6 protein-coding genes and 1 pseudogene are annotated in these 6,909 nt (G+C 70.5%); all 7 read right to left on the bottom strand.

Annotation, left to right across the window (positions count from 1 at the left end; all coding sequences use genetic code 11):
• Positions 1-507: pseudogene (locus OO54_RS16545) on the bottom strand (type VI secretion protein); the annotation flags it as partial.
• Positions 508-1,902, bottom strand: coding sequence for an ATP-binding protein (locus OO54_RS16540; protein ID WP_017242355.1), 1,395 nt, complete (start codon positions 1,900-1,902; stop codon positions 508-510).
• A 20-nt stretch (positions 1,903-1,922) separates the two neighbouring features.
• Positions 1,923-3,476, bottom strand: a complete 1,554-nt coding sequence (locus OO54_RS16535) for an SCO6880 family protein (protein ID WP_033203824.1) — start codon at positions 3,474-3,476, stop codon at positions 1,923-1,925.
• The gene (locus OO54_RS16530; protein ID WP_033203822.1) at positions 3,473-4,789 is read right to left on the bottom strand and encodes a membrane protein; all 1,317 of its coding nucleotides are present in this window, start codon (positions 4,787-4,789) and stop codon (positions 3,473-3,475) included. Before OO54_RS16530 ends, OO54_RS16535 begins: the two co-directional genes overlap by 4 nt.
• Complete coding sequence (locus OO54_RS16525) at positions 4,779-5,621, bottom strand: DUF8175 domain-containg protein (RefSeq protein WP_033203820.1); 843 nt, start codon at positions 5,619-5,621, stop codon at positions 4,779-4,781. The genes OO54_RS16530 and OO54_RS16525 overlap by 11 nt, the downstream gene beginning before the upstream one ends.
• A gap of 109 nt (positions 5,622-5,730) precedes the next feature.
• Positions 5,731-6,039 (bottom strand): hypothetical protein, encoded by a 309-nt coding sequence (locus tag OO54_RS16520; RefSeq protein ID WP_017242359.1) that lies wholly within the window; start codon positions 6,037-6,039, stop codon positions 5,731-5,733.
• Positions 6,040-6,298: 259 nt separating this feature from the next.
• Positions 6,299-6,871, bottom strand: a complete 573-nt coding sequence (locus OO54_RS16515) for a TetR/AcrR family transcriptional regulator (protein ID WP_033203818.1) — start codon at positions 6,869-6,871, stop codon at positions 6,299-6,301.
• Between the last annotated feature and the right edge of the window lie 38 nt (positions 6,872-6,909).

The following is a 6,909-nucleotide window of genomic DNA, read 5'->3' as shown; positions in this document are numbered from 1 at the left end:
CCGGGCGGGGGCGGCCTGGAGGGGCTCGGGGGCTTCCCTTACGGCCTCTGGGGTGTCCCGTACGGGCTCTGGCTTCTCCCGTACGGGCTCTGCCTGTTCTTGTACGGGCGTGCTCCGGGGGTTCCGGGGGTGGAGCGTGTCGTACGTGCCCGCTTTGCGGTGGGCGCGGACGGCGCGCCAGCGGGTGAAGGTGCCGAGGGCGAAGATCGCGAGGACCAGGAGGATCATGGCCTCGCCGATGAGGAGGCCCCAGAAGAGGCCGTAGCCGGAGAGTTGTTCCGGCGGGGTGGCGGGCCAGGCGGCCGGGAGGTCGGTGGGGGCGGTGGCGAGGGAACGGAGGGCCGAGGGGGTGCCGGTGAAGGCGAGCCCCCGAGGCCAGGCACCGTGGGCGAAGAGGCCGGCGAGGCCGGTCGCCGTCCACACCAGGACGGTGAGGCAGAGGAGGAGGCCGAACAGGCTGAGCAGCAGCCCGTCGGAGACTCCTCCGCCCTTCCGTTCCGCGTCCATCTACGCCACCGTCGACTGCGACGAGCCGTTCATCTGCTGCTCGACGAGGATCGCGCGCTGCTCGGTCTCCCACTCCAGTTCCGGGTCCGTGACGGATGCTTCCGTCATGGCGCGGTCGGTGTAGACGAGCGGGCGTTCCCGTTCGGTGATGAGGTGTTTGACCACCTGCACGTTGCCGTTGACGTCCCAGACCGCGATGCCGGGGGTGAGGGTCGGGATGATCTCGACCGCCCAGCGGGGCAGGCCGAGGACACGGCCCGTGTTGCGTGCCTCGTCGGCCTTCTGGGCGTAGATGGTCCGGGTGGAGGCCATCTTGAGGATCGCCGCGGCCTCCTTGGCCGCCGCTCCGTCGACGACGTCGGAGAGGTGGTGGACGACGGCGACGAAGGACAGGCCGAGCCGGCGGCCGAACTTCAGGAGGCGCTGGAACAGCTGGGCCACGAAGGGGCTGTTGATGATGTGCCAGGCCTCCTCGACGAGGAAGATGCGCTTCTTCCGGTCGGGCCGGATCCAGGTGTGCTCAAGCCAGACGCCGACGATCGCCATGAGGATCGGCATGGCGATGGAGTTGCGGTCGATGTGGGAGAGGTCGAAGACGATCAGGGGCGCGTCGAGGTCGATGCCGACGGTCGTCGGGCCGTCGAACATGCCGCGGAGGTCGCCGTCGACGAGCCGGTCGAGGACGAGGGCGACGTCCAGGCCCCAGGCCCGTACATCGTCTATGTCGACGTTCATCGACTCGGCGGATTCCGCCTCGGGGTGGCGGAGCCGCTCCACGATGTCGGTGAGGATCGGCTGGCGGTGGGTGGTGTGCTCGACGACGTGGGCGTGGGCGACCTTGAGCGCGAAGCCGGAGCGCTCGTCGAGGCCGTGGCCCATCGCCACCTCGATGATCGTCCGGAGCAGGGCGAGCTGACCGGTCGTGGTGATCGACGGGTCGAGCGGGTTGAGGCGGATCCCGGAGTCGTTGGCGACCATGGGGTCCAGGCGGATGGGGGTTATCCCCAGCTCCTGCGCGATGAGGTTCCATTCGCCGACGCCGTCCTCGCCCTGCGCGTCGAGGACGACGACCTGCCGGTCCCTGAAGCGGAGTTGGCGGAGCACGTACGTCTTCTCGAGCGCCGACTTGCCGTTGCCGGACTCGCCGAGGACGAGCCAGTGGGGGGCGGGGAGCTGCTGCCCGTACAGCTGGAAGGGGTCGTAGATGTAGCCCTTCCCGCTGTAGACCTCGCGGCCGATGATGACGCCGGAGTCGCCGAGGCCGGGCGCGGCCGTCGGCAGGTAGACGGCCTGGGCCTGGCCGGTGGAGGTGCGGACGGGCAGGCGGGTCGTCTCCACCTTCCCGAAGAGGAAGGAGGTGAAGGCGTCGGTGAGGACGGACAGCGGATCTCGCATCGGTCTGTGCCCCTTCGGCCCTAGCGGCGGATGCCGGTCGCGAACGGCAAGGTGTTCACAAAGGCCCGGTGGTGCTCGCGGTCGCACCACTCCAGCTTCAGGTAGGACTTGCCGGCGGAGGCCCTGATCGTGCGCTTGTCCCGGGCGAGGGCTTCGGGTGAACGCGACGACACCGTGATGTACCCGACGAGGTTCACTCCGGCAGCGCCGCTGGCGAGATCTTCACCCCGCTGGTCGAGTCGGCCGTGGGCGGCGATGTCGCGCGGGTCGACCGTGCGGTTCATCTTGGCGGCGCGGCTGGCGTCGGCCTCGTCGTTGGTCTTCTCGGTGAGCATGCGCTCGATGGCGACCTCGGTGGGCTCCAGGTCCATGGTCACGGCGACCGTGCGGATCACGTCCGGCGTGTGGACGAGGAGCGGGGCGAGGAAGTTGACGCCGACCGGGGTCATCGGCCACTCCTTCACCCAGGCGGTGGCGTGGCACCAGGGGGCGCGGGTGGACGACTCGCGGGTCTTGGCCTGGAGGTACGTCGGTTCCATCGCGTCCAGTTCGGCGGGCCAAGCGTTTCGTTTCGTCATGGCCTGGATGTGGTCGATGGGGTGGTCCGGGTCGTACATGGAGTGCACCAGGGACGCGAGGCGCGACTGGCCGAGGGGCTGGCGGACGCGGATGTCGGCCTCGGCGAGACGGGCGCAGATGTCGGTGAGCTCGCGGGCCATGACGACGGCGAGGCCGGCGTCGCGGTCGAGCTTGCGGGCGCCGGAGGCGTGGCGGGCGGCGCGGGCCATGGCGTTGGCCTCGGCGGCGAGTTCGCGCGTGTAGTGCATGCAGGCGACGAGGTAGGCGCGGTGCTGCTCGCTGGAGGTGGAGACCATGGACTGGAGCTGGTCGTACGACTCCTGGAGCCACGCGGGCGCGTGCGGGTCGCCGCGCTGGCCGACGTCCTTGGCGTGCGCGTCGGGGTCGGCGGGCAGGGTGCGGGCCAGCATCTGGAGGCGGGTCACGAAGCCGTCGCCGTTGGCCACGTGCTTCAGGAGGGTGCCGAACCGGTCGACCAGGGCCTCCTGGTCCTCGCTGTCGCGCAGGCCGACGCCCGGGCCCTCGATCTCGATGGCGGCGGTGACCGTACGGCGGTCGGCGTGCAGCAGGACGGCGATCTCGTCGGGCCCGAAGGGGGCGGCGAGCCAGCCGACCCGGCCGATGCCGGGCGGCGGGCCGACCTCGACCTCGCGGCCGTCCAGGCGGGTGCCGGCCTCGACGACGACGGAGCGGTACGCCGTACCGCGCTTGAGCATCCGCTTGTAGCTGCGGTTGATCTCGAACCACTTGTAGAACGTGCGGTGCTTGTACGGGAGGTACACGGCCGCGATCGCGATCATCGGCAGGCCGGCGAGCAGCGCGATCCGCAGGGGGAGGAGGGGGACGAGGAGTCCGCTCATCATGCCGAGGAAGGCGCCGACGATGATCAGGGCGATCTCGCCGGTCTCGCGGTTCTTGCCGACGATCGCGTTCGGCCGGGCACGGCCCACGAGATACGTACGGCGGGGCGCGACCGGCTGGGACTGGGTCGTCAACGCCCTGCACCTCCAGAGTTCTTGCGGTTGCTGTGCGGAGTACCCGCGGTGGGACTGCCGCTACGGGGTGCGGGCGGGGGCGTCGCGCCGCCGCTCCCGCCGCGGCTGCTGTGGGCGGCCATGCCGCCCGACATCGGGTTGGCGGGACGGGGGCCGGAGCCCGCGGACTGGCCGCCACCGCCGCTGTCGCGGGTGCTGTGCGTCTTGATGCCCTGGGAGACGAGGGACGCGGGGGACGAGATGACGGCCGCCGCCGCGTTCTCGCCGGCGCGGTGGAGACGGTTGTTGCGGGAGGCGGCGATCTCGTCGCCGAAGCCCGGGACGAAGCGGTAGATCATCGCGGAGGCGAAGATGGCGAGCAGGATGATCGCCAGGCCGGAGACGACGGCGGAGAACGAGTCGGGGCCGGTGCCGGAGGACAGCGCCCCGGCCAGGCCGAGGACGATCACGATGATCGGCTTGACCAGGATCACCGCGATCATGATGCCCGCCCAGCGGCGGACGTGGCCCCACATGTTCTTGTCGACGAGGCCCGAGTAGACGACGACGCCGAGGAGCGCGCCGACGTACAGCATCACGGCGCGGAGGAACAGCTCCAGATAGAGCACGCCGGCGGCGAGGACGGTCACCAGCGACACGATGATCAGCATGATGGGCCCGCCACCGATGCTGTCGCCCTTCTGCAGGGCCTGTTTGAAGCTGCCGAAGAAGACGTCGGTCTGCTGGCCGGTGCCGGAGGCGATGACCTCGGTGACGGCGTCGGTGGCGTTCACGACGGTGTACAGGATCAGCGGGGTGAACGCGGACGCCAGGACCGTCAGCCACAGGAAGCCGATGGCCTCCGACAGGGCGACGCTGAGCGGCACGCCCCGGACGGCCCGCTTCGCGACCGCGAGCAGCCACAGCAGCAGCGTCAGGAACGTCGCGGCGGCGAAGACGATCGCGTACCGGCCGAGGAACTGCGTGTTCGTGAAGTCGACGTCGGCGGTCTCCTTGACCGCCAGGGACAGCTTGTCGACGATCGTGACGGCGGCCTCGGCGCAGCCACGGGCGAGGGAGGACAGGGGATCGAGGGCAGTGGTGGGGTCGGTGAGCGGAGCCTTGTCGGCTCCGGTTCCCCCGCGTCCGTTCTCGCAGTAGTCCCGTGCGGGACCGCGGATGAGGTCGCAGGGGTTGTTGCTGCCGCTCGGACTGGGTGTGGGTGTGGGCGTGGGTGCCGCGAGGGCACGGCCGGCGAACAGCACGACGGCCGTCTGCGCCGCGCCGAGCGCCGCGACGATCCGCGCACCGTGGGGGAGGCGCTTACCGGGCATAGGTGAAGCCTCCGAACTGGCCGACGGCGTCGCTCATCTCCTGGGACGTGGAGGCCCGCTGGTCGCGGCCGACGGGCACCGGACCGTCCTGCTGGCTGAAGCCGGTGACCTTCCAGTCGCCGCCGACCCACTGGAGCTCGTACGAGCCCGTGTACCAGGCCTCGGACACGGGGTTCCGGGAGCCTTCACCGGCCAGCCCGAACAGCGACGAGTACCAGACCGCCACCGTCGCCTTGTCCTCGTCGTAGCTCTCGACCTTCGCGCCCACGGGGATGACCCGGGAGATGAACGTCAGCCCCTGCGGTGCCGTGCCGTCCTCCTGGAGGCCGATCCGGCTGAGGAAGTCCTTGTCGGTGTACACCTTGTCGAGGTCGCCCTGACGAGCGGCGATGGCCGAGGGCGCGTAGACCGCGTGGACGATCTCGCTCCGCTCCGAAGCGGTGAACATCTCCGCCGACCCCAGCGCCACCGCGTAGTTCGTGGCGGCGCTTTGGGCGCCCTGGTCGTCGTGGGCGTAGCCGGTGGGGATGGCGCCGTTCTTGCCGGAGACGGGGCGGATGCCGGTGGCGGCGGTGGGGGCGGTGTCGCCGGGGGTGCCGGCGCGGGGGCCGGCGGCGTCGGCGGGGTCGCCGCCGCCGCGGTTGGCGAAGGCGATGGCGGCTACGAGGACGACCACCACGCCCACGACCGTGATGAGGGAGCGGGAGCTGCGGACGGGGCGGCGGGGTGCGCCGCCGTAGACGTCTCCGCTGTTGCCCTCGGGCAGGCGGGTCCGGGTCTGGCCCGAGCCGCCCACGCCGCCGAAGCTGTCGTGCTCGTCGCCGGGACTCATGCCGGGTAGGCCCCCTCACTCGTTCGCGGGTACGACAGTGCTGCAACATGGCTGGGCATCAGGGAACGCGACATCAACAGGCCTCAGATGGATGGGGTCCGACGGGAGATCAGACGGCCATCCCATACACGATGGTGAACAGCGTGCCGAGTGATCCGATGATGAAGACGCCGGTCAGGCCGGCGACGATGAGGCCCTTGCCCTGTTCCGCGCTGAACGTGTCGCGGAGTGCGGTCGCGCCGATGCGCTGCTTGGCCGCTCCCCAGATGGCGATGCCGAGGCAGAGCAGGATGGCCACGGCCATCACGACCTCGATCATGATCTTGGCCTCGGCGCCGAGGCTCCCGAAAGGTCCCCAGTTCGGGGCGATTCCACCGATGATGGTGGTGATGTCGCCCTTCTCGGCCGCCAGGTACATGTAACTCACCGCCCCTGTTGGGTAGTTATCTGCCCCTGCCGGACGGCATGGGTCATCGCCCTATCTTCGCTGATGAAACCGTCCACGTGTGACGGCTTGACGGCTCTCTTTACCCGATCCCCGCACACTTGACCGGTCTGACCGTCTTGACCTGCGGTGGTGTGGCCGGTTTCTCATGCGAAGAAGCGTATGGTCACTCTGTGTATCACGGAGAGTGACTCCGGGCAATGATTGTCGTTGGTGCACTCTTGGGGCGGCGTCAGGTGTACGAGGCGACCAGGCGCGACAGGTGACGGCCCGCCAGGAGGAGGGGCTCCTCGCTGCGGGTGACCTGGGCGGTCGCCTGGGCGCCTTCGAGGGTGTGGACGACGGTGGCGGCCAGGTCGCGGGCCTCGGCGTCGGGGAGGCCGCAGTCGAGGAGTTTGTCGGCGATGAGGTTGCGCCAGGAGTAGAGGGCGTCGGCGCAGGCCCGCTGTATGGGGTTGCCGGGGCCGAGGGTCTCCAGGGCGGCGGCGGTGACGGGGCAGCCGTCGGTCCAGTCGGAGGCGCGGAGTTCGCGGGCCAGCAGGCAGGCGCAGGCGTCGACGGCGGCGGCGGGGTCGTCCTCGCCGTCGAGGGCGGCGCGCAGGAGGCCGGCGAACTGCTCGCGGCCGTGTTCGAGGGCGGCGACCGCGAGGGCCTCCTTGCCGCCGGGGAAGAAGTGGTAGACGGAGCCGAGGGTGGCGTCCGCCTCCTTCGCGATCTGCTTGACGCCGGTGCCGGTGTAGCCCTGACGCCGGATCAGGCGCGAGGCGGCGGCGACGATGCGGTCGCGGGTGCTGCTGGTCTGCATGGGCCGAGCCTAGGGCGGGCCTCGGCGAGGTGGGTAGA

Source organism: Streptomyces wedmorensis (assembly GCF_000716445.1).
Classification (GTDB): domain Bacteria; phylum Actinomycetota; class Actinomycetes; order Streptomycetales; family Streptomycetaceae; genus Streptomyces; species Streptomyces wedmorensis.
The sequence above is the reverse complement of the archived record's forward strand: the minus strand, read 5'-3'. Positions and strand labels throughout refer to the sequence as shown.